Consider the following 25,733-nt stretch of genomic DNA (forward strand, 5'->3'; position numbering starts at 1 on the left):
GCTCAACAGCATCCAGTGGAAACTGATGGTGATCTATTTTTCCCTCATCCTGATCGCCATCCAGCTGATCGGGGTCTATTTCTTCGATTGGCTCGGAAATTATTACGAGCAGGACTTCGACGAAAAACTGGAAAAGCAGGCGGCTCTTCTGGCCAGCAGTTCGCTGGCGGAGATCCTCGACCAAAAACCCGCCGACCGTTCGGAGCGCTCCAAGGAGATTGAAAACCTCGTCCAACAGCTGTTCATCCTGGACAAGGGAACCGACACGGTTCAGGTGGTGGACTCCGACGGAATCGTGCTGAGCACCTCGTCCACCAAGAACCGCAATGTCATCGGACAAAAAAACGTCAGGGTCACGCATGCCCTGCAATCCTTCACCACCGACAAACAGTTTCGCGTCGACCCGGCGACGGGCTATCGGATGAAGCTGCTCATCCGACCCATCAAGGACGATGACGGCCAGGCGGTGGGCGCCGTATACATCGAAGCGTCGATGGAGGAGATGTACGCGACGATCCGCCGCATCAGCAAAAACCTGATCCGAATCACCCTTCTCGCCCTGGGGCTGACCGCCCTTCTCGGCGTCGTCCTGGCCCGCACCATCGCCAACCCGGTGAAGGAGATCACCCGCCAGGCGACGGCGATGGCGGAGGGGGATTTCGACCGGCAGGTGGATGTGAAGAGCGGTGACGAAATCGGCCGGCTGGCCGCCGCCTTCAACCATTTGGCGGAGCGCTTGAGGGAAGCCCTGTCCCAGAACGAAGAGGAAAAGGAGAAATTGGAATCCGTGCTGGCCAACATGAGCGACGGCGTGCTGGCCACGGACGGAAAGGGACGGGTGATCGTGCGCAACCGCCGGGCCGAGGAGATTCTGGACCGGGAGATCTCCCTCGGCGAACCGCTGGAGGAAGTGCTGCCCCTGCCCGATCCGCTGCCGCTTCCCCTGGCGGAGGAGACGCAAACCCATCTGGAACAAAACGCGGAGAATAAGGAAGAACACTCCGTCATCCGAATCACCTTTACCCCGATCAAGCGGCACGGGCATGAAATGGTCGGATTGATCGCCGTCCTCAAGGATGTGACGGAAGAGGCCAAGCTGGACCGGCAAAGGAAAGAGTTCGTCGCCAATGTCTCCCACGAGCTGCGCACACCGCTCACCACCATCAAAAGCTATCTGGAATCCCTGGAGGACGGTGCCATCGGCGATCCGGAACTGGCGTCCCGCTTTCTGCGGGTCACCCTGCAGGAGGCGGAGCGCATGAACCGACTGATCAACGACCTGCTCCTGCTCTCCCGGCTGGATGCCAAGGAAACCCGTTTCCACAAACAAGCCGTCGATCTGAAGGAAATGCTGGAGGAGGTGGCGGATCGCTTTTCCGTCCCCTGCGAAAAGAAGGGAATCCGCATCGGGCTTCAGGTGGCCGGACCGCTCCCCCGGGTCTATGTGGACCGGGATCAGATCGACCAGGTGTTGGACAACCTGGTGTCCAACGCGGTCAAATTCACTCCCGAAGGGGGCTCCATCACGATCCGGGCCCGTCGGCAACGGGACGGAATGGCGGAGGTGTCGGTGTCGGACACCGGCATCGGCATCCCCAAAAAGGATTTGGGACGCATTTTCGAACGGTTTTACCGGGTGGATAAGGCCCGATCCCGCCAAATGGGGGGGACCGGCCTCGGCTTGTCCATCGCACGCGAGATCGTTCTGGCCCACGGCGGAGACATCGGGATTGAAAGCGAATATCGCCGGGGAACGACCGTCACCTTCACCCTGCCCCCCTGCGAGCCGGAGGTGATCCGATGAAGGAGCGGATCAAGTCGGCGGCGCTCTTTTTGCTGATCGTCCTCAGCTTTCTGCAAACCGGGATGCTGTGGTACAGCTCCCCTTCCTATCAGGAAAACAAACCGTCGTATATCCAACCCCCCCTGATCGGCAACGAGCAGTACAACCAGATTCCGCTGCACGAACGGGTGGCTCCCTTTCCCATCGTCGTGCATCGAAGCGGAAAACCGGGTTGGATCCTTCCCAATGAGCCGGCTTACCGGGATTTTCTCAACCGGCTCTATCAAGCCCAATGGGACGAGCCGGAACCGGTGGTTCCCCAGCCGAAGGAGTGGAACCATCTGTATCAAAAGGCCGTGGGGGTGGAACTGCAGTTTACCAATGATCTGCCCGCCGACGCCATCGATGTGATGAACAGGGAGGAGATTTCCGTCTCCGGCATCAACCAGATCAGCAGGATCTGGATCCATGGAGATTCGAGGGGGGAAAACACCCGCCTCTGGCTGATCTCCGACCGGGAGCGGAAGGTGTTGGAGAGCGAGATCGACTTCCCGGAGTTCAACGCATGGCTTGCGGAAGTGGAGCGGAAAGTCCAACCGGTGAAGCCTCACTTCGTCACCGGAAAGATCCCCCTGGATGAGGAAAAGGACGGGAAACATTCCGCTTTTCCCTCGGCGGTCTACCTTCCCGACCTACCGCTGACCGTCCGCAGCTACACTTATCCCCTGAAGCAGATCAAGGTGGAGGACATCAAATGGCTGTTCACCGATCCGAACCAAATCTGGACCCTTCCCTCTGAGGAGGGAGACACCTATACCGACGGAAACCGGATGTTGCAGCACAATCAACGGAAACAAACGATGGTGTACAGGGACTTGAGATCGGAGCCGAAGACCTCGTCGGCGGCGATCGAACTGGAAATCCTGAACCAGTTCATGAAGACCCACAACGGGTGGACGGGATCCTATTCCCTGGACCGCCGGATCAAGGAGGACAACATCCACCTCTACATTTTCCGTTTGATGGTCGGCGGTCTCCCGGTTTACTGGCCCGGGGAGAAAGAAAAGGGAGAGGCGGGACCGGACACGATCCGGTTGAAGGTCTCTTCCGACAGGGTGGCGGAGTATCACCGCTCCCTCCGCTACCTCTCTTCGGAACCCTCCGACTCCCAGGACGCGCTGCTCCCCGGTCTGGACACGGTGATCCGGGAGCTAGCCGACCGCGGCCTCTCCTTGAATCAGCTGCGCCGTCTCATCCCGGGATACCAGCTGAAGGTGCTTCGGGATCACGTCCGTTTGGAACCCGTGTGGATCGCCCTGAAGAAAAACGGAGAGAGCGTCCTTCTCATTCCGTAACCAGGAGGGTCGGTCATGGACTGGAGCCGCGCCAAAACCCTGCTGATCATCGCCTTCGTCGCACTCAACCTGTTTTTGACGGTGCAGGTGATCCAGGCCTGGGTGGAAAAATCGCAAATGCAAAACGGGAACGATTCGATCCGACGGGAGCTGACCCAAATCCTCAGGGAAAAGGATATCGAAACGCCGGACATCCCGCAAAACCCGCCGCCGGTCTCCGTTCTGGAGGCGCGGATCGCTCCTCCGGGCAAGGGATGGGAACCGCTTCCGGACGGCGGATACGGGAAAACCTTTCATCCCCCCGTCGCCCTCTCCGGATCGAATCAGCTCGATTCTTTCCTCGAGAAACAGGTTCCCTCGTTCAAGGAATACCACCTGGTCTCCCGGAAGGGGCAGAAGCGCATATACCTCCAGTACTGGAAAGAGCGGCCCCTCTACGGAAGCCGCCTGGAAGTGAAACTTTCGGGAGGAAGGGCCCTTCATTCCCTCAAATTGGTCCGCCTGTCCATCAAAGAAGGAAAAGACGCGCAAACTCCCGTTCCCGCTTCCTTCGCCCTGTTCAACCTGGTGGAAAGCGGCAAGGTTCCCAAGGGAACGGTTTTCACCCATATCGAACTGGGATATCACGGGCAGTCCTATGACGCCAAGACCCGCGTGCTTTCTCCCGTCTGGAAATTTGCGGCCGCCGACGGCCGGACCTATTACGTCAATGCGCTGACGGGAGCCCTTCAGCCCTGACACCTTCAACATCGCATTCGTCTTAAGAAAAAAAGGGGAAGATCGTCGATGAAATACAGTGTCCTCGCCAGCGGAAGCACCGGGAACGCCCTGTATATCGAAACGGATCAGGTGCGCCTTCTGGTGGATGCCGGCCTGTCCGGCAAGCAATTGGAACAGCATCTGCGAAGCATCGGGGTGGATCCGAAGTCGCTGAACGCCATCCTCGTTTCCCATGAACACATCGACCATGTCAAGGGGCTGGGAGTGTTCGCGCGCCGGTACAATATCCCCGTCTACATGAACGAAGCCACCTGGGCGGCCCTCCCCTCCTCCGTGGGAACGATCAACGAGGCCTGTCGAAATGTGCTGGAAAGCGGGGCCGTCCTGGATATCGGGGATCTGAAAATTGAAACCTTCGAAGTTTCCCACGACGCGGCGGAACCGATCGGATTCCGCTTCCAGCACGGCAACGAATCCTTGGCCCTGGTCACCGATCTCGGGTATGTCAACCGGAGGATCGTCGACCGGGTCTCCGGCGTCGATGCCCTCATCTTCGAAAGCAATCACGACGTGAACATGCTTCGCATGGGTTCCTACCCCTGGAACGTCAAACGGCGCATCCTGAGCGACGTCGGCCACCTTTCCAACGAGGACGCCGGCGAAGCCCTTGCCGAAATCCTCGCAGGCAACGGCGAACAGGTTTCCCTGGCCCACCTGAGCCAGGAAAACAACCTGATGGAACTGGCTCACATGACGGTCCGCCAATTCCTGGAGGAGGCGGATCTGAAGGTGGGGCGGGATGTCCATCTGTGGGAAACGTATCCGGACCGCCCCACTCCGCTGCGCTCCGTCAAGGCCGGGGGTCGATCCTGAAGGGCCGTCCTCCTTCCCCGTCGGCCCATTGGCGGAGTGACAGGAAAGAGCGCTTTTTCGTCAGACTCGCGAAAAAGCGCTCTCGTTTTTTCCTATTCCTTTTTCATTCCCCGCTTTTCGGAAGGGACCGGGGAAGCCCCGGTGCTCTTTTTTTCCACCCCTCCGCCCGGAATGGCCATGATCGCCACCTTCCGGTCCAGCTCCCGGACAAAATCCCGCAATTCCTCCCGGGTGATGATCCCCTTTTCCACCAACAGCTCCACCAGCGCCAACCACAGGATGGATTGGTGATATTGCATCTGTTTAAAATCAGCCAACTGCGCGCCCCAATTCACTTCCGACCAAGCGTCGGGCCCACGTTTGGAGGGATTCACGCGATGCGACCTGTCACCGCGGCTCATCGTCTTACCCCCTTCATTCCGTCGACCATGGTTCCAAAACCCCCCACACCCGACGGTCGGAATCCCGCCATCGGCCATCCTCGCTCTATCATCTTCAGGACGAAGGCTTCTCCCTCCGATTTTCCTCACTACGCCGAAAGTCCCATGCGGACCCGGCGGCAAACGCGTGGATGGTTTCGCGTAAATACCTCTATCTTGCTCTCTTTCTTCTATTAACCTCGTCCAGATTCCTCTTTTCCAATTATGACCAACATTATAATCCGGAATCTCCCTCGACATTTTCCGGACACAATAGACTAAGTATAATATGGTTGAGCCATTCAAATAATGAATTAGTGTCTATCTCCTCATCATCAAGGAGGCGGAAGCGGTGGGATACTATGACGACCATACGGAGACAAGGGGAAGGGGGCGTTCCTCCCTTCTTTTCACCTCTTTGATCTCGGCCGTCATCGGGGGATTGATCGTCCTCCTGCTCTCTCCCGTCCTGTCGCGGGCCGGCTTCCCCCCGGCGTCCCCCGGCGGAGAAGCCCCGGACAACAGCTTCACGGAAAAGAAGTCGATCAGCGTCGACGTGACGACCGACATCACCAAAGCCGTGGAGCGGGTGCAACCGGCGGTGGTCGGCGTCGTCAACCTGCAGCGGGACAATCCCTTTCAGCCGGAAGCCCTGCAGCGGGGCACCGGCTCCGGGATCATCTTTGACAAGGGGAACGGAAAAGCCCGGATCGTCACCAACCACCACGTGATCGCCGGAGCGGATCACGTCCAGGTGGTCATTTCGGGCGGGGACGATGCGAAACAGGTAACCGCCAAGGTATTGGGCAGCGATGACATTTCGGATCTGGCCGTTTTGGAAATCCCCGACAAGCATGTGAAAACGGTCGCCAACTTCGGCAATTCCGACGCCATTAAGGCGGGAGAACCCGCCATCGCGATCGGCAACCCCCTGGGATTGGAATTTTCCCAGTCGGTCACGGTGGGAGTGATCAGCTCTCCGAAACGATCCATCGACGTGGCGGAAAGCATGTCCATGGACGTCATCCAGACGGATGCGGCCATCAACCCCGGCAACAGCGGCGGTGCCCTGGTCAATGCCGCCGGACAGGTGATCGGAATCAACAGCCTGAAAATCGCTGAACAAGGGGTGGAAGGACTGGGCTTTGCCATCCCGGTCAACGACGCCCAGCCCATCATCAACGACCTGATCCGGCACGGACGGGTGCTCAGGCCCTACCTGGGAATCACCCTGATGGACCTGCAGGCGATTCCCCAGGAGTACTGGTCCACGGAGCTGAACCTCCCGAGCTCGGTCACCGCCGGTGTCGTGGTAAGGGATGTGATGTCCGGAACCTCCGCCGCCAAGGCGGGCCTCCGCTCCCGGGACGTGATCGTCGCTTTGGACGATCAGCCGATCCGCTCCGGTTCCGAACTGCGCAAGTACCTGTACAAGGAGAAAAAGATCGGAGATGAGATCCGCATCACCTTCTACCGGAACGGATCCAAGGAAACCGCCACCACCACGTTGACTCAACAGCCTGTGGAAATCTTCCGTTGACGGGGAACCCGCCCTGTGCATAGGCGGGTTCCTCCTGTGTGTAACTTTGTGGATAATGTGGATAACAGGAATCCGTCCGGCCGAGGGGAGGAATGGAAGAGGATGGATAAAGCCGCGCGCCATCGCTGGTTCGCCTGCGATGAACATGCCGAATGGGTATTGGATGATCTTGTGGAGGAATTCAGGACCGCCCCATCCATCGATACGGTTTCCCCTCCCGGGTCCGCCCGCTGCCGCATGTGCGGCCGCACCGCCGATCGGGTTTTCTTTTTCGAAATTGAGGAGGATTCAACCGGTGCATCTGGAGATTGTGGCGGTAGGTAAGCTGAAGGAGCGTTATCTGAAACAGGGTGTGGAGGAATACCTGAAGCGGCTGAAGCCCTACGCCCGTGTGGATGTGGTGGAAATCCCCGAGGAGAAGCCCGCGGGTTCCCTGACCGCGGCAGAGGAAGACCGGATCAGGACGAGGGAAGGGGAGCGGATCCTGAGCCGCCTCCACCCGGAGGCCCATGTGATCGCTCTGGCGATCGAGGGGAAATCCCTCTCCTCGGAGGAGATGGCGGAATACATCGACCGCCTGGCCACCTATGGACGGAGCCGCATCTCCTTCGTCATCGGGGGATCGGTCGGCCTCTCTCCCGACGTCCTCCGGGGCTCCGACCTCCTGCTCTCCTTTTCCCGGATGACCTTTCCCCACCAGCTGATGCGGCTGATCCTGCTGGAACAGCTGTACCGTTCCTTCAAGATCATCCGGGGAGAAACCTATCATAAGTGAAAGGCGGTTTTCGCCCAAAAAAAGTTGCGCGCCCGGATCCGGGCGCGCAACCGATTTCCGCAGGGATCAGGCGTAAGCCGGCCGAACCTGGATGGTCTGTTCCCGATCCGGACCGACGGAGAACAGCGTCAAAGGAATCCCCGTCAGCTGGGTGATCCTCTCCACATAGTGCTGGGCCGCCAGGGGAAGATCGTCCAAGCGGCGCACGCCGGAGATATCCTCCGTCCAGCCGGGCAATTCCTCGTAGACCGGCTCGCACTCGGCGAGGACCTTCAGGCTTGCGGGAACATTCTCCAGGATCTTTCCACGCCAGCGATAGGCCGTGCAAATCTTGACCGTCGGCAACCCCGTCAGCACGTCCAGGGAGTTGAGGGAGAGGCCGGTGATGCCGCTGACCCGCCGGGCGTGGCGGACCACTACGCTGTCAAACCAGCCGACGCGGCGGGGGCGTCCGGTGGTGGTTCCGTATTCCCGGCCCTTTTCCCGAATGTGATCACCGATGGCATCTTTCATTTCCGAGGGGAAGGGCCCGTCGCCCACGCGGGTGGTGTAGGCTTTGGCCACTCCGATCACGTGATGAATTTTCGTCGGTCCCACGCCGCTCCCGATACACACCCCTCCGGCGACCGGGTTGGAAGAGGTGACGAAGGGATAGGTGCCCTGGTCGATATCCAGCATGACGCCCTGGGCTCCCTCAAAGAGAACGCGCCGCCCCTGGTCGATGGCATCGTTCAGCACCACGGAGGTATCCGTCACATAGGCGCGAAACTTCTCTCCCAGCTGGAGATACTTGTCGTAGATCTCGTCGAAGAAAAACCCGCTGGTATCGTACACCCGTTCCAAAAGCCGGTTCTTTTCCTCCAGGTTCCTCTTCAGCTTCTCGGCGAAGAGATCCGGTTCCATCAAATCGCCGACGCGAATGCCGATTCTGGCCGCTTTATCCATGTAAGCGGGGCCGATGCCCTTGCCGGTCGTTCCGATTTTTCCTTCTCCCTTCCGTGCCTCCTCCACCATGTCCAACTTGATGTGGTAAGGCAGGATGAGATGGGCCCGGTCGGAAATGCGCAGGTTATCCGGCGAAACGCCGTGACTTCTCAGGTAATCCAGCTCTTCCACCAGAGCCTCCGGATTGAGCACCATCCCGTTTCCCAGGACGCAGATCTTGTCCCGGTAAAAGATCCCGGAAGGGATCAGGTGCAGCTTGTACCGGTTTCCGCCGAACACGATCGTGTGCCCCGCGTTGTTTCCTCCCTGATAACGGGCGACCACCTCCGCCCTTTCGGCGAGAAAATCGGTGATCTTTCCTTTTCCCTCATCCCCCCACTGGGTTCCGACGACGACCACCGTTGACATGGGCCTGCCTCCTCTGACCAAAATCCGAACACAATCACCATTTTAACTGCACTTTTCCAGGTGTGTCAACAAAAACACGAACATTAATTATGAAAAAGGGGTTCTATATTCGTTTTATCGGAAGGTCCGGCGAAAGCTCCGGAAGCACCGCGCCAAGGGGTGACGGCCGAAAATCGGCGACAACCCCTCCGCCGGGGCGGGGGAGGGATGCTCATTGGGGCGGCGGTGCATCGTGCTTCAGGTCGAGGCTCAAAAATTTGTTGTAGTTCTTGAGAAAAAGGAGCTCCACCTTCCCCACGGGACCGTTCCGATGCTTTCCGATGATCACTTCCATGATATTTTTTCTTTCCGACTCTTCGTCGTAGTAATCATCCCGGTACAAAAAAGCGACGATGTCCGCATCCTGCTCAATCGATCCCGATTCCCGAAGGTCCGACAGCATGGGACGCTTGTCCTGGCGCTGTTCCACCGCCCGGGAAAGCTGGGAGAGGGCGATGACCGGCACGTTCAGCTCCCGGGCGAGGAGCTTCAGGGAACGGGAAATTTCGGAGATCTCCTGTTGCCGGCTCTCCCCGCCGCGGCCCCGGATCAGCTGGAGGTAGTCGATCACCACCAGCCCCAACCCGTGTTCCGCCTGCAGCCGGCGCAATTTGGCCCGGATGTCGAAAACGGTGAGACCGGGAGTGTCGTCGATGAAGATGGGGACTTCTGCCAGGGTGCCGATGGCCATCGTCAGCTTTTCCCAATCCTCTTCGCCGAGGTTTCCGGTGCGAAACACCTGGGCGTCGATGTTCCCCTCGGCGGACAGCATCCGCTGCACCAGCTGGATGGCCGGCATCTCCATGTTGAAGATGGCCACCGTCTCACCGGCGTGGAGGGCCACGTTTTGAGCGAGATTGAGGGCGAAAGCCGTTTTCCCCATGCTGGGGCGGGCCGCCAGGATGATCAGATCCGAGCGCTGCAGTCCGGAGGTCATCCGGTCCAGATCGGGGAACCCCGTGGGAATCCCCGTCAATTCACCCTGGTTTTCATGCATCTGCTCGATCCGCTCGTAGGTATCCATCAGGATATCCCGAATCGGGAGAAAGGCCTTGCGGATCCGTCGTTGGGAAATATCCAGAATTTTTCGTTCCGCATCGTCAATGATTTCCGCCACATCATCCCCGCCGGTGTAACCGGAGGTGGCGATCTGGGTCGCGGTGCGGATCAGACGGCGGAGAATCGCCTTCTCCTCGACGATTCGGGCGTAGTGATCCGCATGGGCGGAGGTGGGGACGGAGTCGGCCAATTCCGTCAGGTAGGAAACGCCCCCCACTTCCTCCAGCTGTTTGGTCTTTTGCAGTTCTTCCGACACCGTCACCAGATCGACCGGCTCTCCCCGTTCCGCCACGTTGAGCATGGCCTGGAAGAGCCGCTGGTGCCCCTGGCGGTAAAAATCATCGGGCCTCAGCCGTTCCGCCACCAGCGTCAACGCCTGGGGATCCATGAGAATGGCTCCCAACACGGCCTGTTCCGCCTCCAAATTGTGAGGCGGCAGGCGGTCCGCAAACAGCTCACTCATGGTCCATCAGCCTCCGCGCATTTCCGACCCTTTCAACAAAAAAACGCTCCACCAGAGCGCAAACCTCTCGCCACAGGAATGGATGGGGCACAAGCCGCGCATCGATCATTCTTCCACGACTTGCACCGGAATCGTGACCGTCACTTCGGGATGAAGTTTGACCGGAACCTGGGTAACTCCGAGGGAACGGATGGGTTCCTCCAGTTGAATCTTCTTCTTTTCCACCTGAATCCCGTGCGCATCCTTCAGATGGCGGCTGATCTGCTTGGAGGTGACGGCTCCGAACAGGCGTCCTCCCTCACCGGCCTTGGCGGGAATCACGACGCGGAGATCTTTGAGGCGTTCCGCCAGCTCCTGCGCTTCGGCCCGTTCCCGCTCCTTGCGAAGGCGCTCCCGGCGCTGCTGATCCTTCAGCGCGTTCAGATTGGCGGACGAGGCTTCAACGGCCAGCTTGCGGGGGAACAGATAATTGCGGGCGAATCCTTCCGCCACTTCCTTCACTTCTCCCTTTTTCCCGTGTCCCTTGACGTCCTGTTGAAAGATGACTTTCATTCGACGAGGCCTCCTTCCTCCAAGGTCTTCAACAGCCGCTCCCGGGCTTCCGTCAGCGTCACGCCCTTCAACTGAACGGCGGCATTGGTCAGATGACCCCCGCCGCCCAGGGCTTCCATCACCAATTGGACGTTCAGATCCCCCTGGGAGCGGGCGCTGATCGCCACCCGTCCGTCTTCAAGGGTTCCGATGACAAAGGAGGCGGTGATCCCTTGCATGTTGAGCAGGGTATCCGCCGCCTGGGCGATGAGCAGTTGCCCGTACCGTTCATCTTCCTCGGCAACAGCAATGGCAATTTTATCGTATACCACTTCGGTGTTTTTGACAATCTCGGCCCGTTTTACAAATTGCTGCAAATCTTCCTTGAGCAGGGTCTGCACCATGGTCAAATCCGCCCCGTGACGCCTCAGGAAGGAAGCCGCCTCAAAGGTGCGGGAACCCGCCCGGACCATGAAATTCCGCGTGTCGACCACCATCCCGGCCAAGAGGGCGGTGGCCTCCAGGGTGTCGAGGGAGATGCGGTTCCCCTGGTATTGAAGCAGTTCCGTCACCAGCTCGCTGGTGGAGGACGCGTAGGATTCCAGATACACCAACACCGGGTCCTGTACGAATTCTTCCCCGCGCCGGTGGTGGTCGATCACCACCACCCGCTTCACCTTGCTTAACAGCCGGGGCTCGATGGTGAGGGAGGGCTTGTGGGTATCCACCATGATCAAAAGGGTTCCCGGACCTGCCAATTGCAGGGCCCGTTCCGGACTGACGATCCGGTCCTTCAACTCGTCGTGGTTGGCCACGGCCTCCATCAGGCGCTCAATGGAGGGATTCCGGTCATCCAGCACGATATATCCCGGCCGTTGCTGCAGCCGAACGGCCTTCAGGACGCCGATGGCCGCCCCCATCGCATCCATGTCCGGTTTGGCATGACCCATGATCAATACCCGCTCGCTGTCCCGGATCAGATTGCCGAGGGCGTGGGAAATGACCCGGGCGCGCACCCGGGTCCGCTTCTCGACGGCACCCATTTTTCCCCCGAAGAACAACATCCGTTCCCCGCTCTGCACCACCGCCTGATCACCGCCCCGGGCCAGCGCGATTTCCAGGGCGCCCTGGGCGTTTTCCGCCCGTTCCAGAAGCGTCCGTCCCACGGTGGATACGCCGATGCTCAGGGTGATGGGGATCGGATTGTGGCGGGTCATCTCCCGGACCTCGTCCAGGATGCCGAAACGGGTGCGTATCACCTCATCCAGGGTTTCCCGCCTCAAAATGAGAAAAAACTTGTCGGAATCCAAGCGGCGCAGGCAGATGTCGTGATTCTCCGCCCAACGGGTGATGGCCCCGGTCACGTTTGACAGAAGGAGGGTGAGATTCTGATCGCTCAGCCCCTGGCCGGCCTCTTCATAATTGTCCATGTGCATGATTCCGAAAAATACCTGATCCTGTTCATAGCGGTGTTCAATCCGGGCAAGCCGGGTCACTTCCCGGAAATAGACGAGCCGCTCCTCGGCCCGGTGAATCACCTCGAAGGTGCGGTCCCCCACCGTCATCCGGGCCGCATCCTCTTCATCCCCCAATTCCTTGAGGCTGGGAAAGACCTCGCTCATCGCCTTTCCCACCAATTCCTCCTCATCGGTCATTCCGCGAACAAAGGGATTGTGCCATTCGATCCGACCGTCCTTGTTGTAGAGAAGGATCCCCAGCGGCATCCGGTCCATCGCCTGCTGGTTGGCCCCTTTGATCCGGTCCGTCAACGTCATGACATATTGGATGAAATCCTTGCGGAACGCCCGTTCCGCCCGGAACAGGTGGAAGGCCAGCAGGAAAAAAACGACCATTCCACCAGCCCCGAGCACCCAGTCGAAGGAGGCGAGCAGGGCGATCAGAACCAAATGGAAACACATGGCCCAAACCATGTGTTTCCCATGCCATCGCTGCAAGATAAAATTCGGCATAATTCCATCCCCTCAAAGCTGACACCGTTTATATTCAATATACGATGCTCGGTCTGTCCGGAGATCACGTTTTTCGATGCAGTCAGTGACGGATCGAATTCCCCTTGAGGCCAAAATCACCGCTTCCTTTCCAACCTCTCCCGCCACCGGGTTCCCACATCCAGTATTCCCAAAACGAGCAGCAGAAAGGCTGCCGGAGGGATGAACAAAGCGAGAACGGCGAACCACAACCAGCCCCGGCTCATTCCTTTGCGGTGAAGCAGAAAGGAAAGAAAGGACAAGCCCTGCACCGCGAACAGGATGTCGAGGATCATGAAGGAACCCGCGAAAAAGGAATACGCCCAGCTTTCCGCATCAAACAGAAGAGCGGCGACGCACGACACAAGGTAATAAAAGAGAAAAGATCTGGGAAAACGCCACCGGTGAAACGGAGGCAGCCGCTTATCGGGGAAACCGAAGCGGATGAGAAGCTTTCTTCCCGCCCAGACGCTGAGAAGAACGGTCGGAACGGTCAGCACGGCCAAAAAAAGAGGGAGCACCGCCGCCAGCGGCGGAAGCGGGGGGACAGAGGCATCCGGAACGGAATTTTGGACCATCTCCGCCGCCAGGTCCCACTGCTCCTGCCAGAGCCGCTGGAATTCCGCTAGCACTCCAAAACCGTACTGGGCCGCCGCCAACCCCAAAAGCAGCACGGCGGCGCCGGCGACCAATCCGGCGAGTACCACATCGGTTCCCGATGAAGAGGATGAACGATAAAACGCCCCCATCACCATTCCCGTCGCCGCGGCAAAAACAACCCCGATCATCCATAACGGATGGAGCAGGATCAGGGTGAGGACGCCGATGACCGCGGCAGGGGGAACGGCGGAGGGCCAGGAATGTTTTGCCGTATACAGGAAAAAAGGCAAGGGCAAAAACCAGATTGTCAGGATGGAAAGGGGAGTAAAGAGCGAGGCGATCAGCACCGTGAAAACCCCACAGAGGATCACCCCGTCGCGGACCTTGCCGTTAGGTCCCGTCAAGTTGCCTTCACCTCTTGTTCATGTGTTGCTCCAGCGAGGATAGATCGCCGTACCAGTTTTCCAATTGATGACCTTCCCGGGTATGCTCCCTGAGTTTGCTCACCACCGCCTGGTCCAGTTCGCGGAAGGAGATCCCGACCCTTCGGGCCAGCACGTAGGTGACCACGACGAGGCTGGCCAGGCTGTCCAGGATCAGATGCTGGTTGGCGTGATGAAGTCCCTTGAACAAATTGGCGATCTGATCCAGGACTTCGGTTTTCAACCAGTCAATGACTTTCAGGTTCTTCGCTATCTGCATCCCTCGCTCCGGATGGCTCATGGGCGCGTCCTCCTCCGATGCGTTCAAGGGGGTGAGGTGGCGACGTCGGTTCCGGGGCCATCCCTCTCCGAAAAGCCTCCGGCACCGTCCGGATACTCACACTCCCCCGTAAAAGGACTCCTCCAAAAGGATGGGGAGAGAGCCGTCACGAGGTATGTTCAACAAATCCCCGGGATTTTCCTCCTTTCCCTTTCGCGCAAGAAAAAAAGGCCCGAAGGCCGCAGTGATCAGTCGGTGGTATAGGGCAGAAGCGCCATTTGCCTGGCCCGCTTGATGGCCCGGGTCAGCTGCCGCTGATACTTGGACGAGGTGCCCGTCACCCGGCGCGGCAGGATTTTCCCCCGCTCACTGATGAACTTGCGCAGCAAGTCCACATCTTTATAGTCGATGTACTCGATCTTGTTGACCGTGAAATAGCAGACTTTCCGACGCTTGTGTCCACGACGGCGCGCCATCGGAATCCCCCCTTCCGGTCAGATTTCCGTCTACCGATTAAAAGGGCAGATCGTCGTCGGAGATATCAATCGGCTTTCCGTCGTCCGCAAAGGGATCATCCATCTCGTTCCGGCTTTTCCCGAACGGATCTCCCTCGACGGCCGATCCGGAACGTCCGCCGGCCGGCTCGAGGAACTGAACCGTGTCCGCCACCACTTCGGCCACCTTGATCCGCCGCCCTTCGCTGTTTTCGAAGCTCCGGATCTGCAGCCGTCCGTCCACGCCGACCAGGCGTCCCTTTTTCAGGTAGTTGGCGCAGGTTTCGGCCAGCTGTCGCCAGGTGACGATGTTGATGAAATCGGCTTCCCGTTCCCCCTGCTGATTGGTGAACCGCCGATTTACCGCCAGGGTGAAGGTGGTGACGGCCACGCCGTTCGGCGTGTACCGGAGTTCGGGATCCTGCGCGAGACGACCGACCAAAATCACCCGATTGATCATAAGAACCTCTCCCTTTTGGGTTTCTCTATCCGCGACGATCCCCTTTACCGCTCATCGATGTTGATGACCATATGCCGAATCACATTGTCGTCGAGCCGCAGGTTCCGCTCCAGTTCCTTCACGGTGTCGGTCTCGGACTTGAACTGGACGACGGTGTAGACCCCTTCCCGCAATTTTTTGATGGGATAGGCCAGACGACGTTTTCCCATATCCTGCGTCTCCAGGATTTCCCCGCCGTTTTGGGTGATGACGGATTGCACCTTTTCCCGGTTGTTTTTCAGGGATTCCTCATCGAGATCCGGGCGGGTGATGTACATCAACTCGTACTTCCGCAACGGTTCCACCTCCTTCTGGACTCAAGCGGCCCCCTTTCGGGAGCAAGGAGTAGCTTTCTTGACTGACAACGATAGATTGTATCAGAGACTTGACGGGAAGGCAAGGGTTGTTCCCGCTTTCTCCCCTGGAGATTGAAGCTTTTCGCAATAGGCGGACGCGGCGGAGAACATCGCGGACAGGCGGTTTCGACCGGCATCCTGCCATCCCCGTCCGGACAGAATACCGCTCATATGTTCGATTTTACCGAATCTTGGATGTCCTGTCCACCCGTCATGAAATCCTTCAAACGGAAAAGCGGAAATGCATCACGTCGCCGTCTAGCACCACATAATCCTTTCCTTCCAGACGGACCATCCCCCGTTCCCGGGCCTGGGCCATGGAACCGGCGGCGATCAGATCCTCGTAGGCGACCACCTCGGCCCGGATAAATCCCCTCTCAAAATCCGAGTGAATCACCCCCGCCGCCTGGGGGGCCTTGGTTCCCTCCCGGATCGTCCAGGCGCGGACCTCCTTTTCGCCGGCGGTGAAATAGGTGATCAGCCCCAGCAGCCGGTAAGCGGCCGCCACCAAACGGTCCAGCCCCGATGCCTTGAGGCCCAGTTCCTCGAGGAACTGGCGGCGTTCCTCGTCCTCCAGTTCGGCGATCTCCGCCTCCAACCGGGCACAAATCGGAATGACGCCGGCTCCTTCCGCCGCGGCGATCCGCCGGACGGTCTGAACGTGCGGATTGGCATCGGGGTCCGCCGCGTCCTCTTCACCCACGTTGGCGGCATAAAGCACTTTTTTGAACGTCAGCAGATTGAGATGGCGAACCCGTTCCCGCTCTTCCTCACTCAGGCCGATCCGCCGGGCGGGGATTCCTTCGGCGAGACCCTCCCGCAGCTTGAGCAGAGCTTCGTGCTCTTGCGCCACCTCCTTGTCCCCGCTCTTTTTTTGGCGGGCGGTCCGCTCCAGGCGGCGCTCCACCGACTCCAGATCAGCCAGGACGAGCTCCAGGTTGATCGTCTCGATATCCCCTTCGGGATCCACCTTTCCGTCCACGTGGGTGATGTTTTCATCCTCAAAACAGCGCACGACGTGGGTGATCGCGTCCACTTCCCGGATGTGGGCCAGAAACTTGTTGCCCAAACCCTCTCCGCGGCTGGCGCCCTTCACCAGGCCCGCGATATCGACGAACTGGAAGCTGGTGGGGACGACTCGCTGGGGATTGAAAAGTTTCGCCAAACGGTCCAGCCGGTCGTCGGGCACATCCACCACTCCCACGTTGGGGTCGATCGTGCAGAAGGGGTAGTTGGCCGACTCGGCTCCCGCACGGGTAATCGCATTGAACAAGGTCGATTTGCCGACGTTGGGCAGACCGACGATTCCGGTCACAAGCGGCATATCCGTCCACTCCCTGTGCATCAAGCGGTATATTGCATAGATCCTCATCCATTATAGCGGATCCGGATCCTCCTGTCCCGAACAAAAAAGACCCCGACAGGAGGAAGCTCCGTCGGGAGAGATCAAAGGGATCCGGGACGGTTCTCATCCCCGGACGATTCGGCGGAGACCAGAACCCGCTTCATCCGCTTTTCAAAACGGGATCGGGGGAGGAGCACGCTGTGACCACATCCGGTGCACTTCATCCGGATGTCCATGCCCATTCGGATCACCTTCCAAGCATTGGTTCCGCAGGGATGCGGCTTTTTCATCTCTACGATGTCACCCAGATTGAAGACCTTTCGTTGCACCGATGATCACACTCCCGCTCGCTTGCCTTCCATTATAGGAAGCGTCCCGCCTCAATTCAACCGTGGCGGAGGCTGTCCTCCCGCCCTTCTCCCGCCATCCGCCTCCAGGCACGGAGGATTTCTTCGCTGATCTGCTCCTCGCTGCGGCGCCCGGTTCCCCCCGCTTCGGGCATGATGCATTCCCCGACGACAATCCGGATCCGACAGGGGCGGATCCAGACCGCATTTCGGGGCAGGGACCGATCCGTCCCCTCGATATATACGGGGAGGATCGGCGTGCCGGTCTTGAGCGCCAGATAGGCGGTCCCCTGTTTCAGCTCCCGCATCGGGGCGTTTTCCCGGCGCCCTCCTTCAGGGAACATGCCCAGCACTTCACCGCTCCGGAGCACGCCGATGGCGGTCTTCAAGGATGTCAGGTCCGCTTTGCCGCGATCCACCGGAAAGGCGCGGAAATGGTGCAAAAACCACCGGGCCACCGGATGGCGAAAGGATTCCTTCTTCGCCATGAAACGGATCTTTCGCGGAAAGAAGGCCCCGATGTAAAAGGGGTCGAGAAGGCTGAGATGATTGCCCACCAAAATGAGGGGCCCCTCCGCCGGAACCCGGTCCAGGCCTTCCACACGGGCCCGATGGTAAATTCGGATCAGACACCGAACGACGGGCTGAAGGATGTGATACAGCAACATGTCGAGGTTCCCTCCTTCGGCTTCAACCGTTCGCGATCGCGTTCGGCTTCCGGATCGAGACTTTCCTCTTTTTTTCTCCATTCGACAAGGGCCTCATCGTTCCTCCGAAAAGGGATAAAGTAGAAATAGGGTGAAAAGAAACAGGTTCAAAACCCCGTAAAGGGGGTAAAGAAACTGCACCAGCGGGACAAACCCCCACTGGCTGAGTGGAACCAGCGCCGCCATGATGACGAGACCGACCGCCCACCGGGGATAAGGAAAGCGATGGGCGACGCGAAAGACCAACCCGTGCATGTTGCTGACGGCGGTCGTGTAGATGGCGAACCAGAGGACCAGGGAGATGATCAGATTCCAGGTTGTCGAATAATCTCGGATCAGGGCGAACAGGGGGATGTTGTACTGGGATATGAGATGGGACACCTTGAGCAGCGACGCGTTGTAGAGCCCGGCGATCACCGCGAGGCAAGACGCCCCCAACAAGCTGGCAATCCATATCTCCGCCGGGTGACGGATCTGGGAACCCATGGTGGAAAGGACGGCGAGCAGTGAAATCATGTTGAAGGCGGCATAGGTGATGGCCGACGGCCACACCGGAAACAGGGAATTCTCCGGTTCCGGTTCGACCAGGCCGGCGGTCTCCCCGCCCGACCCGAGAGCCTGAAAGCAGACGAGGATCAAAATCGCCGTCAACACCGGCATCAACAGCGTGTTGAGGGACATGATCCCCCTCAGATCGAAAAAGAGGACCAGCACCACCGCAACCGCCATCAACAGCGTTCCCAGCGTGAACGAACCGTTCCACTGCTCCAGGGTGGCTCCGCTCCCCGCCACCATGACCAGGACGCCCGTCAACAGGGACAGGATGACAAAGCCGTCAAAATACCGGGCCAGCTTTGGCCCGATCACCTCCTGGAGCACTTCCGAGTAGTGGTGCGTCCGCTTCTTCCAACCGATGTGGAGAATGATGACGCTCGCCGCAAAGTAGAGCGCCATCGAAAGGAAGATCCCGTACCGGCCCTCCTCCCCGTAGGAACCGAAAAACTCCCATATTTCCCTGCCGGAAGCGAAGCCCGCACCAATGGTCGTGCCGACAATCGTCATGCTGATCCGGAAGGACTGTCCGAGATTGATCCGCATTCCTCACCATCCCCACCCGTATACGGGTTGTCCTTACATGTATATTTACTCTCTTTTTCCCGTATACTGGTAAGGATCAAAAATTTCGGAGGTTGTCGGACATGCGTGAGCTGTTCCATCCTGATTCTGCGGCTTTCACGTTCCCCTACCGGGTGGAATACACCCACCCCCGGGCTGTGGAGATGTGTGCGGAAAAGCTCACGCAAGCGCTCGGCCCGCTTTCTCCCGGCTCCGAGCTGGTCTGTCTCTGCATCGGCACCGACCGTTCCACCGGCGATTCCCTCGGCCCCCTGGTCGGCACCATGCTGGAAAAGACGGCAACTCCCTTCCTTCGCATTTACGGAACATTGGACGAGCCCGTTCACGCCGTCAATCTTCGCGCGACATTGGAGGAGATGAGGAGAAATTTGAAAAACCCGCGGATCATCGCGGTGGATGCCTGTTTGGGACATCTGCAGAGCGTCGGTTCAATCCAGGTGGGAATGGGCCCCCTCAAACCGGGGGCGGGCGTGAACAAAAAGTTGCCCGAAGTGGGCGAGGTTCACATCACCGGGATCGTCAACGTCGCCGGTTTCATGGAATATTTCGTCCTGCAGAACACGAGGCTCAGCATCGTCATGAAAATGGCGGACATCATTTCCCGCTCCATCCAATCCGTCGCTTCCCGGCTGCAACGGGAAGTGACATGACCGGTTTTCGCCAGGTTTCAATGGGAAGCGGAAAACCTCACCGCACCCCCGCATCCGAATGGCTTTCTCAGAGAATGGTCAGCGATTGGGGGCGAACGGACACGGACACGGGAGTCTCCCCGACAATTTCCCCGTCGGCGTGGACCACCAGAGGCCGATCGGCGGATACCCGGATCTCCTTCCCGCGAAGCATCACCACGTAGGGATAGTTGACGTGCCTGCCGCTGAACACCAGCGGAAACAGCCGGAGCAATTTCCACCGGGAGATCCCCCGGACCAGGCAGATATCCAAAATCCCGTCATCGTTTTTCGCCTCGGGGCAGATCTTCATTCCTCCCCCGTAACAGGAGATATTGGCGATGGCAATCAGCCAGACTCCCTCTTCCCGGATGACCTGCCCATCCACCTCCAGGGTGACACCGGTCGGCTGAAAGCGCCGAAGCTCCTTCAGCACGCCGATGGCGTAGGAACCCTTTCCCCACCTTTGTTTCCACTTCGATTCATTCACCGTCTTGGCCACCTGCCCGTCGAAACCTACGCCGACGGAACTGACCATCACCCTACCGCCGAAGTCGGCGGTATCCACAGAGCGGGGAGAATGCTTCAACACCCGTTCCAGGGCTTTGACCGGATCCTTGGGAATCCCTTGCGCCGCGGCAAAATCATTCCCCGATCCGGCCGGTATGTATCCGAAGGGAACATTCGTTCCCAACAACCCGTTTCCCACCTCGTTGACCGTGCCGTCTCCGCCGACGGCCACCACCGCCCGAACACCCATCTTTACCGCCTCCCGGGCCAGCTCCGTCGCATGTCCGGGGCGCTCGGTAAAAGCCACCCTGTAGGGGATCCCCTTATCCCTCAATACCGGTTCGATCCGGGACCAACGGGCAAGGCCGCGGCCGTTTCCGGACACCCTGTTGACGATGAAATACCGCACGCGATTTTCCCCTTTCTCGACGAATCGCAGGAAGAGGAAGACCCCACGGCCACCGGGATGCGGTGGACGGTTGAGCTTCCCGCGATCCTCGCGATGTTCTCCCAGCCGTTTTTCTGCGACTCCTTGACTGTTACAAGAACGGTATCGCGTCATAGACGGCAGCGGCGACCACTGCGACGGGCAGAGCGGGCAGCCAGTCGGCCACGCGGATGCGGGTCAGGTTCAGCAGGTTGAGCCCGATGGCGATGATCATGATCCCGCCGACGGCGGTCAGATCCTCCAGAATCCGATCCAAAAGAGGTCCCTGAAACAACCGGATGATCCACTCGGCGGACAGGGCGATCACTCCCTGATAGAGAAAAATGGGGACGGCGGAAAAGAGAACGCCCACACCCAGGGAGGATGTGAAGATGATGGCGGTGAATCCGTCCAACATCGCTTTGGTGAACAGCAACTCGTGTTCGCCCTTCAATCCTCCGGCCAAGGCGCCCAAAACGGCCATCGGACCGACGCAGAACACCAGCGTTGCGGTGATGAATCCGGAGGCGAACCCCTCCTTGTTGCCAAATCGCTCCTCCATCCACCGGCCGAATCGTTTCAGCTGTTCGTCAAGGTGCAGCCAGCCGCCGACGACTCCTCCCAGCACCAGGGAAACAAGGATGACGATGATGTTCTCGGAACGCATCGCCATGGAAAGCCCCATCACCGTCACCACCAATCCGACGCCCTGCATCACCTGCGTTCTCATTTCCTCCCGGAGCCGGGGCAGGATTAACCCCAATAGGGAGCCAAGGACCACTGCGAAGGCGTTTACCACGGTTCCCAACAGAGCCATGATCGGTTCTACCTCCCATTATTCCCCCTGCCAATTGAAGGATTTCCTGATCTCTCCGATTGCCGCCATCAATGCTTCCGCGTCCTTTTCTTCGTTGAAGTATCCGAAACTGGCCCGGACGGCTCCCGTCCCTTCCGTGCCGAGGCTCTTGTGGGCGAGAGCGGCGCAGTGATATCCGGCGCGCACGGCAATGCCGTAATGGGAGTCCAGGATGGCCGCCACCTCCTGGCTGTCCAGTCCGATGAGGTTGAAGGCCACCACCGGCAACCGGGGACCGCGGGGCGTATACACCTCAACCCCCTCCATTTCGGACAGGGCGGAACGGACGGTTTCGGCCAAGTGCGTCTCCTTCCGGTGGATCTCCCCAACTCCCGTTTCCCGGACGAATCGGACACCCGCCGCAAGACCGGCGATTCCCGGTGTGTTGGGCGTCCCGCCTTCGAACCCCTCCGGCCGATCGTCGGGTTGCTCCAGCTTTTCCGAACGACTCCCGGTCCCCCCCTGAATCAGGGGGACTAAGGGGAGGTCGGGGGCCGCGTACAACCCTCCCGTTCCCTGGGGTCCGTACAACCCCTTGTGCCCGGGAAATGCGAGCATGTCGATCCCCATCGCCTCCACATCGATGGGCAGGTTTCCGGCGGTCTGGGCGGCATCCACCAGGAAGCGGACACCCCTCCTCCGGGCGATGGCGCCGATCTCCTCCACCGGCATCACGGCTCCGGTCACGTTGGATCCGTGGGTCGCCGCGATGAGGCGGGTGTTCGGCTGAATCGCCCGTTCCACCTGCGCCGGATCCACCGATCCGTCGGGCGAAGCGGGGACCACCGTCACGGTGATCCCCCGTTCCCGTTTCAGCGCCTCCAGGGGACGGGCCACGGCGTTGTGCTCCCATCCGGTGGTGACCACGTGGTCCCCCGGCTGCAGAAAGCCCTTGAGGGCCTGATTAATCGCCTGAGTGGCATTGGCGAAAAAAAAGACGTTGTCGGGATCGCGAATCCCGAACAGGGCGGACAATTCCCGGCGGGCGTCCACCAGGATGCGCGACGCCTGCGCCGCCAACCGGTGGCCGGACCGTCCCGGATTGGCACCCGCCTCCTCCAGGCATCTTTTCACCGCCTGAATGACGCTCTCCGGCTTCGGCCACGTCGAAGCTGCATTGTCCAAGTAGATCACGTCGGTTCACCACTTTTGCAACCATTTTTCCAACGATGCCCACGGACATCCCAGATTTCATCCGTCCCGAATTCAACCGCCGATCAACCGGTCCCGCTGGAGCAATTCGACGAGCCGCTCCAGCTCACTTTGCGAAAAGTATTCGATTTCGATCTTCCCCTTCCGCTTTCCGTGGCGGATCCGAACCGGCGTGTTGAAGGTTTCCTGGAGCATCTCCTCGTACCGCTTGATCTGCGGCTCCACCTTCTCCACTTTCTTCGGCTTCTTCTTGATGCCGTTTTGATTGATCTGTTGAATCCACTCCTCCAGCTGCCGAACGCTGGCTCCTTCCCTTTTCACCTTCTCCGCCAGCTTCATCTGAACATCCGGTTCCTTCACCCCGAGCAGCGCCCGGGCATGTCCCATCGAGAGTGTTCCACGTGAAACATCCTCCTGGATCGCCGAGGGGAGTTGCAGCAGGCGCAGGAAATTGGCGACATGGGGGCGGCTTTTCCCGACCCGGGCGGCCAGTTCCTCCTGGGTCATCGAGAAGTGATCCATCAGCTTCTTATAGGCGTTGGCGATCTCCATCGGATTGAGATCTTCCCGCTGCAGATTTTCGATCAGGGCGATCTCCATCATCTGTTCGTCGGTAAAATCCCGGATCACCACCGGGACCTTGGTCAGGCCCGCCTTTTTCCCGGCGCGAAAACGGCGTTCGCCTGCCACGATCTCGTATCCGTGAATGCTTTTCCGGACGACCAGCGGCTGAATGATTCCGTGCTCCTTGATCGACTCCGCCAGCTCCTCCAGGGAGTCGGGATCAAACTGTTTCCTGGGCTGATAAGGATTCGCCCGAAGTTCGGAGATGTCCACCTCATTGACGACGTCGTCTTCCGTGACATCGACCGAGGGAAGAAGTGCCCCAAGCCCTTTTCCCAACCGTTTGCTACCCATTTCGAATCACTTCCTTCGCCAATTCGATGTAGCACTCCGCTCCGCGGGAGCGGGGATCGTAGAGGAGAATCGGCATGCCGTGGCTGGGCGCCTCGCTCAACCGGACGTTGCGGGGAATCACCGTCCTGTACACCTTGTTTTGGAAGTACTTTTTCACCTCTTCCATCACCTGAACGGACAGATTGGTACGGGCATCAAACATCGTCAAGAGAACGCCCTCGATCTCCAGCCGCTTGTTCAGATGTTTCTGCACGATGCGGATCGTGTTGAGCAGCTGCCCCAACCCCTCCAGGGCGTAAAATTCGCACTGGATGGGAATCAAGACGGAATCTGCCGCGGTCAGGGAATTGACGGTCAGCACTCCCAGAGAAGGCGGGCAATCGATCAGCAGATAATCATAACGGTCGATGATCGCCTGCAGAGAGCGCTTCAGGCGATGTTCGCGGGATATCACCTGAACCAGTTCGATCTCCGCGCCGGCCAACTGGATGGTGGCGGGGACCAGATCCAGGTTCTCAAGCCCCGTCCGCACGATGACATCGGTGATGGGCACCTCGTTGATCATCACATCATAAATGCACTGTTTCACGTCCGCTTTGTTGATTCCAAATCCGCTGGTCGTGTTTCCCTGGGGGTCGCTGTCCACCACCAACACCTTTCTCCCCTCCATGGCCAGACCAGCCGCAAGATTGATGGATGTGGTCGTTTTTCCGACTCCGCCCTTCTGGTTGGCGATCGCGATCACTTTTCCCACTCTTGTCACCTCTTCTCTCTCTGATAAAATCACCGGAGAATCCGGCCGTCACCGGAAAACCTCCGCAGCAACGCCGTATCTTCCCCGTATCCTGTCCGAGCCGTCCTCGGGGAAAGCCCCTTTGACCGTATTTCTGAACCGAGCGCCGCATCCTTCGGGCGGTGGAGACAAAGCATGTCCTCCGCAACTCTCCCGTTGACATCCCTATGACCTCGTCCTTCGAACTCCCCTTCTATTTCGGAATCCGAATGACCACCTCATAATAATTCCCCTTGTCCCGTTCATCGGTGACGACGTCCAATCCCGATTTCTGGACCATGTCCACGGATTGACGGATCGTGTTAAGGGCGATCCGAACATCGCGGGAAACGGATTTGCGGCGCGCCTTCTGCTGGGCGGGTTTTTTCTCCAACAGCCGGCGCACCCTTTCCTCCGTCTGTTTCACATTCAATCCCTTTTCCAGGATCTCTTCCAACAGCCGGATTTGATCTTCCGGATTCCTCAGGGAGAGAAAGGCCCGGGCGTGCCGTTCCGTGATCTTCCGCTCCATCAGCGCCTGCTGGATTTCTTTCGGCAAGGTGAGCAAACGAAGTTTGTTGGCAATGGTGGATTGACTTTTTCCCAGCCGTTGGGCCAGGCTTTCCTGGGTCAATCCGTGGAGTTTGATCAGCTTCTGATAGGCGACCGCCTCTTCGATCGCCGTCAGCCCTTCCCTCTGCAGGTTTTCAATCAGCGCCGCCGATGCCGCCTCCGTGTCGGACATCTGCCGGATCACCGCCGGGATCCGCTTCATCCCCAATTTTTTGGCGGCTCGGAGCCTCCGTTCACCCGCGATCAGCTCGTATCCCCCTTCCCGCTTCCTCACGACGATCGGCTGGATGAGCCCGTGGGTCCGGATCGTGTGACACAACTCCTCGATCCGGTCATCATCAAAGACCGTCCGCGGCTGATACGGATTGGGAACCACGGAATCCACCGGAATCCGTCGAACCACCTCCTGTTCCTCTTTCTCCGCCAACCCGAAAAAACGTGCCAACGGCTCTTTCATCGCATCGGACACCACCTGATTCAAATCTATCCGCTGCCATATAGTCCTATATTCATCATTGTACCGGAAGCTACCTTCCCTTTAAATAGAATCCAAGGCGGAATGTTTCACGTGGAACATCCGGGGAGGAAGCCGAAAAGCCGGTGTTTCCGCCGGAACCCGATTCAGCCTGCAAATTTGAACAATCCCCGAATTTCCCGGTTCGGGAAAACCCTCATCAGGGCGCATAGGATAGAATGAGGCGCAGCAATCCCCGGGGAACGCATCCTTGCCGGCCCATTCCTTTCTTGCAAGTCTTGAAGAGGTCGGATATGA

28 protein-coding genes are annotated in these 25,733 nt (G+C 59.0%); 8 read left to right on the forward strand and 20 right to left on the reverse strand.

Annotated features, from left to right (window positions below):
• The first annotated feature begins 25 nt into the window (after nt 1–25).
• Genes CLV97_RS03135 through CLV97_RS03150 form a run of 4 tightly spaced genes read left to right on the forward strand, consistent with a single transcriptional unit; the run spans nt 26 to nt 4,731 of the window.
• Nucleotides 26–1,804 carry an ATP-binding protein gene (locus CLV97_RS03135; RefSeq protein ID WP_245891352.1) on the forward strand — a complete coding sequence of 593 codons (1,779 nt, stop codon included), beginning with the start codon at nt 26–28 and terminating at the stop codon, nt 1,802–1,804.
• Entirely contained in the window at nt 1,801–3,138 is a 1,338-nt protein-coding gene (gene yycH / locus CLV97_RS03140) for a two-component system activity regulator YycH (protein WP_106344062.1), read from the forward strand. Before CLV97_RS03135 ends, yycH begins: the two co-directional genes overlap by 4 nt.
• Before the next feature lie 15 nt (nt 3,139–3,153).
• Nucleotides 3,154–3,876 (forward strand): two-component system regulatory protein YycI, encoded by a 723-nt coding sequence (gene yycI, locus CLV97_RS03145; RefSeq protein WP_106344063.1) that lies wholly within the window; start codon nt 3,154–3,156, stop codon nt 3,874–3,876.
• A 48-nt stretch (nt 3,877–3,924) separates the two neighbouring features.
• Nucleotides 3,925–4,731, forward strand: coding sequence for an MBL fold metallo-hydrolase (locus CLV97_RS03150; protein WP_106344064.1), 807 nt, complete (start codon nt 3,925–3,927; stop codon nt 4,729–4,731).
• Nucleotides 4,732–4,823: 92 nt separating this feature from the next.
• Here CLV97_RS03150 and CLV97_RS18315 read toward each other — a convergent pair whose 3' ends face one another.
• A complete protein-coding gene (locus CLV97_RS18315) occupies nt 4,824–5,132 on the reverse strand; it encodes a hypothetical protein (protein WP_211295666.1) in 309 nt (102 codons plus the stop codon).
• Nucleotides 5,133–5,502: 370 nt separating this feature from the next.
• Between CLV97_RS18315 and CLV97_RS03160 the strand changes: the two genes are divergently transcribed.
• From CLV97_RS03160 to rlmH, 3 genes are all read left to right on the forward strand, one after another.
• Complete coding sequence (locus tag CLV97_RS03160; RefSeq protein ID WP_106344065.1) at nt 5,503–6,690, forward strand: S1C family serine protease; 1,188 nt, start codon at nt 5,503–5,505, stop codon at nt 6,688–6,690.
• Between the two features lie 102 nt (nt 6,691–6,792).
• Entirely contained in the window at nt 6,793–7,014 is a 222-nt protein-coding gene (locus CLV97_RS18890; RefSeq protein WP_106344066.1) for a CxxH/CxxC protein, read from the forward strand.
• The gene (gene rlmH, locus CLV97_RS03170) at nt 6,986–7,465 is read left to right on the forward strand and encodes a 23S rRNA (pseudouridine(1915)-N(3))-methyltransferase RlmH (RefSeq protein WP_106344067.1); all 480 of its coding nucleotides are present in this window, start codon (nt 6,986–6,988) and stop codon (nt 7,463–7,465) included. The genes CLV97_RS18890 and rlmH overlap by 29 nt, the downstream gene beginning before the upstream one ends.
• Before the next feature lie 66 nt (nt 7,466–7,531).
• On the opposite strand, the gene CLV97_RS03175 is transcribed toward rlmH, so the two are convergent.
• The 13 genes from CLV97_RS03175 to CLV97_RS03235 form a co-directional block, all read right to left on the reverse strand.
• Entirely contained in the window at nt 7,532–8,818 is a 1,287-nt protein-coding gene (locus tag CLV97_RS03175; protein ID WP_106344068.1) for an adenylosuccinate synthase, read from the reverse strand.
• Nucleotides 8,819–9,029: 211 nt separating this feature from the next.
• Nucleotides 9,030–10,379: a replicative DNA helicase gene (gene dnaB / locus CLV97_RS03180; RefSeq protein ID WP_106344069.1), complete on the reverse strand. Its 1,350-nt coding sequence runs from the start codon at nt 10,377–10,379 to the stop codon at nt 9,030–9,032.
• Between the two features lie 105 nt (nt 10,380–10,484).
• Entirely contained in the window at nt 10,485–10,931 is a 447-nt protein-coding gene (gene rplI / locus CLV97_RS03185) for a 50S ribosomal protein L9 (RefSeq protein ID WP_106344070.1), read from the reverse strand.
• Nucleotides 10,928–12,880: a DHH family phosphoesterase gene (locus tag CLV97_RS03190; protein WP_106344071.1), complete on the reverse strand. Its 1,953-nt coding sequence runs from the start codon at nt 12,878–12,880 to the stop codon at nt 10,928–10,930. The genes rplI and CLV97_RS03190 overlap by 4 nt, the downstream gene beginning before the upstream one ends.
• Before the next feature lie 116 nt (nt 12,881–12,996).
• On the reverse strand, nt 12,997–13,902 hold the full coding sequence (locus tag CLV97_RS03195) for a DUF2232 domain-containing protein (RefSeq protein ID WP_106344072.1): 906 nt from the start codon (nt 13,900–13,902) through the stop codon (nt 12,997–12,999).
• A 7-nt stretch (nt 13,903–13,909) separates the two neighbouring features.
• Nucleotides 13,910–14,221: a MazG-like family protein gene (locus CLV97_RS03200; protein WP_106344073.1), complete on the reverse strand. Its 312-nt coding sequence runs from the start codon at nt 14,219–14,221 to the stop codon at nt 13,910–13,912.
• Nucleotides 14,222–14,448: 227 nt separating this feature from the next.
• Complete coding sequence (gene rpsR / locus CLV97_RS03205) at nt 14,449–14,676, reverse strand: 30S ribosomal protein S18 (protein WP_106344074.1); 228 nt, start codon at nt 14,674–14,676, stop codon at nt 14,449–14,451.
• Nucleotides 14,677–14,713: 37 nt separating this feature from the next.
• A complete protein-coding gene (gene ssb, locus CLV97_RS03210) occupies nt 14,714–15,154 on the reverse strand; it encodes a single-stranded DNA-binding protein (protein ID WP_106344075.1) in 441 nt (146 codons plus the stop codon).
• A 44-nt stretch (nt 15,155–15,198) separates the two neighbouring features.
• Nucleotides 15,199–15,498, reverse strand: coding sequence for a 30S ribosomal protein S6 (gene rpsF / locus CLV97_RS03215; protein ID WP_425440539.1), 300 nt, complete (start codon nt 15,496–15,498; stop codon nt 15,199–15,201).
• Nucleotides 15,499–15,772: 274 nt separating this feature from the next.
• Nucleotides 15,773–16,873, reverse strand: coding sequence for a redox-regulated ATPase YchF (ychF, locus tag CLV97_RS03220; protein WP_106344149.1), 1,101 nt, complete (start codon nt 16,871–16,873; stop codon nt 15,773–15,775).
• Between the two features lie 122 nt (nt 16,874–16,995).
• Complete coding sequence (locus CLV97_RS03225) at nt 16,996–17,223, reverse strand: DUF951 domain-containing protein (protein WP_106344077.1); 228 nt, start codon at nt 17,221–17,223, stop codon at nt 16,996–16,998.
• Nucleotides 17,224–17,279: 56 nt separating this feature from the next.
• Complete coding sequence (locus tag CLV97_RS03230) at nt 17,280–17,909, reverse strand: lysophospholipid acyltransferase family protein (protein ID WP_170070340.1); 630 nt, start codon at nt 17,907–17,909, stop codon at nt 17,280–17,282.
• Nucleotides 17,910–18,002: 93 nt separating this feature from the next.
• On the reverse strand, nt 18,003–19,046 hold the full coding sequence (locus CLV97_RS03235; RefSeq protein ID WP_106344079.1) for a YkvI family membrane protein: 1,044 nt from the start codon (nt 19,044–19,046) through the stop codon (nt 18,003–18,005).
• Nucleotides 19,047–19,147: 101 nt separating this feature from the next.
• On the opposite strand from CLV97_RS03235, the gene yyaC reads away from it, so the two are divergent.
• The gene (gene yyaC / locus CLV97_RS03240) at nt 19,148–19,735 is read left to right on the forward strand and encodes a spore protease YyaC (RefSeq protein ID WP_106344080.1); all 588 of its coding nucleotides are present in this window, start codon (nt 19,148–19,150) and stop codon (nt 19,733–19,735) included.
• 67 nt (nt 19,736–19,802) lie between these two features.
• Here the strand turns inward: yyaC and CLV97_RS03245 are convergent, their stop codons facing one another.
• From CLV97_RS03245 to noc, 6 genes are all read right to left on the reverse strand, one after another.
• Nucleotides 19,803–20,672 carry a diacylglycerol/lipid kinase family protein gene (locus tag CLV97_RS03245; RefSeq protein ID WP_106344081.1) on the reverse strand — a complete coding sequence of 290 codons (870 nt, stop codon included), beginning with the start codon at nt 20,670–20,672 and terminating at the stop codon, nt 19,803–19,805.
• Between the two features lie 130 nt (nt 20,673–20,802).
• A complete protein-coding gene (locus tag CLV97_RS03250; RefSeq protein ID WP_106344082.1) occupies nt 20,803–21,507 on the reverse strand; it encodes a DUF554 domain-containing protein in 705 nt (234 codons plus the stop codon).
• Between the two features lie 18 nt (nt 21,508–21,525).
• Entirely contained in the window at nt 21,526–22,680 is a 1,155-nt protein-coding gene (locus CLV97_RS03255) for an aminotransferase class V-fold PLP-dependent enzyme (protein ID WP_106344083.1), read from the reverse strand.
• Between the two features lie 72 nt (nt 22,681–22,752).
• Nucleotides 22,753–23,616, reverse strand: a complete 864-nt coding sequence (locus CLV97_RS03260) for a ParB/RepB/Spo0J family partition protein (protein ID WP_106344084.1) — start codon at nt 23,614–23,616, stop codon at nt 22,753–22,755.
• Nucleotides 23,609–24,370 carry a ParA family protein gene (locus CLV97_RS03265; RefSeq protein ID WP_106344085.1) on the reverse strand — a complete coding sequence of 254 codons (762 nt, stop codon included), beginning with the start codon at nt 24,368–24,370 and terminating at the stop codon, nt 23,609–23,611. The genes CLV97_RS03260 and CLV97_RS03265 overlap by 8 nt, the downstream gene beginning before the upstream one ends.
• A 232-nt stretch (nt 24,371–24,602) precedes the next feature.
• Nucleotides 24,603–25,418, reverse strand: a complete 816-nt coding sequence (noc, locus tag CLV97_RS03270; protein ID WP_106344086.1) for a nucleoid occlusion protein — start codon at nt 25,416–25,418, stop codon at nt 24,603–24,605.
• Nucleotides 25,419–25,733: the final 315 nt, after the last annotated feature.

The sequence above is a fragment of the Planifilum fimeticola genome (assembly GCF_003001905.1).
Taxonomy (GTDB): domain Bacteria; phylum Bacillota; class Bacilli; order Thermoactinomycetales; family DSM-44946; genus Planifilum; species Planifilum fimeticola.

Coding starts and splice junctions, on each gene's coding strand:
- CLV97_RS03135 (WP_245891352.1), top strand. CDS start 26: ATGGTGATCTATTTTTCCCTCATCCTGATCGCCATCCAGCTGATCGGG.
- yycH (WP_106344062.1), top strand. CDS start 1,801: ATGAAGGAGCGGATCAAGTCGGCGGCGCTCTTTTTGCTGATCGTCCTC.
- yycI (WP_106344063.1), top strand. CDS start 3,154: ATGGACTGGAGCCGCGCCAAAACCCTGCTGATCATCGCCTTCGTCGCA.
- CLV97_RS03150 (WP_106344064.1), top strand. CDS start 3,925: ATGAAATACAGTGTCCTCGCCAGCGGAAGCACCGGGAACGCCCTGTAT.
- CLV97_RS18315 (WP_211295666.1), bottom strand. CDS start 5,132: ATGAGCCGCGGTGACAGGTCGCATCGCGTGAATCCCTCCAAACGTGGG.
- CLV97_RS18890 (WP_106344066.1), top strand. CDS start 6,793: ATGGATAAAGCCGCGCGCCATCGCTGGTTCGCCTGCGATGAACATGCC.
- CLV97_RS03175 (WP_106344068.1), bottom strand. CDS start 8,818: ATGTCAACGGTGGTCGTCGTCGGAACCCAGTGGGGGGATGAGGGAAAA.
- dnaB (WP_106344069.1), bottom strand. CDS start 10,379: ATGAGTGAGCTGTTTGCGGACCGCCTGCCGCCTCACAATTTGGAGGCG.
- rplI (WP_106344070.1), bottom strand. CDS start 10,931: ATGAAAGTCATCTTTCAACAGGACGTCAAGGGACACGGGAAAAAGGGA.
- CLV97_RS03190 (WP_106344071.1), bottom strand. CDS start 12,880: ATGCCGAATTTTATCTTGCAGCGATGGCATGGGAAACACATGGTTTGG.
- CLV97_RS03200 (WP_106344073.1), bottom strand. CDS start 14,221: ATGAGCCATCCGGAGCGAGGGATGCAGATAGCGAAGAACCTGAAAGTC.
- rpsR (WP_106344074.1), bottom strand. CDS start 14,676: ATGGCGCGCCGTCGTGGACACAAGCGTCGGAAAGTCTGCTATTTCACG.
- ssb (WP_106344075.1), bottom strand. CDS start 15,154: ATGATCAATCGGGTGATTTTGGTCGGTCGTCTCGCGCAGGATCCCGAA.
- ychF (WP_106344149.1), bottom strand. CDS start 16,873: ATGCCGCTTGTGACCGGAATCGTCGGTCTGCCCAACGTCGGCAAATCG.
- CLV97_RS03230 (WP_170070340.1), bottom strand. CDS start 17,909: ATGTTGCTGTATCACATCCTTCAGCCCGTCGTTCGGTGTCTGATCCGA.
- CLV97_RS03235 (WP_106344079.1), bottom strand. CDS start 19,046: ATGCGGATCAATCTCGGACAGTCCTTCCGGATCAGCATGACGATTGTC.
- yyaC (WP_106344080.1), top strand. CDS start 19,148: ATGCGTGAGCTGTTCCATCCTGATTCTGCGGCTTTCACGTTCCCCTAC.
- CLV97_RS03250 (WP_106344082.1), bottom strand. CDS start 21,507: ATGGCTCTGTTGGGAACCGTGGTAAACGCCTTCGCAGTGGTCCTTGGC.
- CLV97_RS03260 (WP_106344084.1), bottom strand. CDS start 23,616: ATGGGTAGCAAACGGTTGGGAAAAGGGCTTGGGGCACTTCTTCCCTCG.
- noc (WP_106344086.1), bottom strand. CDS start 25,418: ATGAAAGAGCCGTTGGCACGTTTTTTCGGGTTGGCGGAGAAAGAGGAA.